Source organism: Pseudomonas sp. MD195_PC81_125 (assembly GCF_014060985.1).
GTDB lineage: Bacteria > Pseudomonadota > Gammaproteobacteria > Pseudomonadales > Pseudomonadaceae > Aquipseudomonas > Aquipseudomonas parakoreensis.
Genome location: NZ_JABULD010000382.1, coordinates 1 through 1,791 on the forward strand (window position 1 = coordinate 1; position 1,791 = coordinate 1,791).

At 58.7% G+C, this 1,791-nt stretch carries 1 protein-coding gene; it reads left to right on the forward strand.

Annotation, left to right across the window (positions count from 1 at the left end; all coding sequences use genetic code 11):
- Nucleotides 1–1,738, forward strand: a 1,738-nt coding sequence (locus HT737_RS15735; protein WP_182403191.1) for a DNA gyrase subunit B, incomplete at its 5' end; no start/stop codon positions are given.
- Nucleotides 1,739–1,791: the final 53 nt, after the last annotated feature.

Here is a 1,791-nt window from a genome sequence, read left to right on the forward strand (position 1 = left end):
TGAATACCTGAACACCAACAAGACTGCGGTCAACCAGGTGTTCCACTTCAACATCCAGCGTGAAGACGGCATCGGCGTGGAAATCGCCCTGCAGTGGAACGACAGCTTCAACGAGAACCTGTTGTGCTTCACCAACAACATCCCGCAGCGCGACGGCGGTACTCACCTGGTGGGTTTCCGTTCCGCACTGACGCGTAACCTGAACAACTACATCGAGCAGGAAGGTCTGGCGAAGAAGCACAAAGTCGCCACCACCGGTGACGATGCCCGTGAAGGCCTGACCGCGATCATTTCGGTGAAAGTGCCGGATCCGAAATTCAGCTCGCAGACCAAAGACAAGCTGGTGTCGTCCGAAGTGAAGACAGCGGTCGAGCAGGAGATGGGCAAGTACTTCTCCGATTTCCTGTTGGAAAACCCGAACGAAGCCAAGCTGGTTGTCGGCAAGATGATCGACGCGGCGCGTGCCCGTGAAGCGGCGCGCAAGGCCCGTGAGATGACCCGCCGCAAAGGCGCGCTGGACATCGCCGGCCTGCCGGGCAAGCTCGCTGACTGCCAGGAAAAAGATCCGGCACTGTCCGAACTGTACCTCGTGGAAGGTGACTCCGCGGGCGGCTCTGCCAAGCAGGGACGTAACCGCAAGACCCAGGCGATCCTGCCGCTGAAGGGCAAGATCCTCAACGTCGAGAAAGCCCGTTTCGACAAGATGATCTCGTCCCAGGAAGTGGGCACCCTGATCACCGCACTGGGCTGCGGTATCGGTCGCGAAGAGTACAACATCGACAAGCTGCGCTATCACAACATCATCATCATGACCGATGCTGACGTCGACGGTTCGCACATCCGTACCCTGCTGCTGACCTTCTTCTTCCGTCAGTTGCCGGAGTTGATCGAGCGCGGTTACATCTACATCGCCCAGCCGCCGCTGTACAAGGTCAAGAAAGGCAAGCAAGAGCAATACATCAAAGACGACGACGCCATGGAAGAGTACATGACGCAGTCGGCCCTGGAAGACGCGAGCCTGCACCTGAACGAAGAGGCCCCGGGCATTTCCGGTGAGGCCCTCGAGCGTCTGGTGAACGACTTCCGCATGGTGATGAAAACCCTCAAGCGTCTGTCGCGCCTGTACCCGCAGGAGCTGACCGAGCACTTCATCTACCTGCCGGCCGTGAGCCTGGAAATGCTCGGCGACCACGCCAAGATGCAAGACTGGCTGGCTCAGTACGAAGTGCGTCTGCGCACGGTCGAGAAGTCGGGCCTGGTCTACAAGGCCAGCCTGCGTGAAGATCGTGAGCGTGGCGTGTGGCTGCCGGAGGTTGAACTGATCTCCCACGGCCTGTCGAACTACGTCACTTTCAACCGCGACTTCTTCGGCAGCAACGACTACAAGACCGTCGTCACCCTCGGCGCTCAACTGAGCACCCTGCTCGACGAAGGCGCTTACATCCAGCGTGGCGAGCGCAAGAAAGCGGTCACCGAGTTCAAGGAAGCCCTCGACTGGCTGATGGCTGAAAGCACCAAGCGCCATACCATCCAGCGCTACAAAGGGCTGGGCGAAATGAACCCGGATCAATTGTGGGAAACCACCATGGACCCAAGCGTGCGCCGCATGCTGAAAGTCACCATCGAAGACGCCATTGGCGCGGATCAGATCTTCAACACCCTGATGGGTGATGCGGTCGAACCTCGCCGTGACTTCATCGAGAGCAATGCGCTGGCGGTGTCCAACCTGGATTTCTGATCCCGGTCGGCGTCAAACAAAAAGGCCAACGCTCAAGCGTTGGCCTTTTTGTT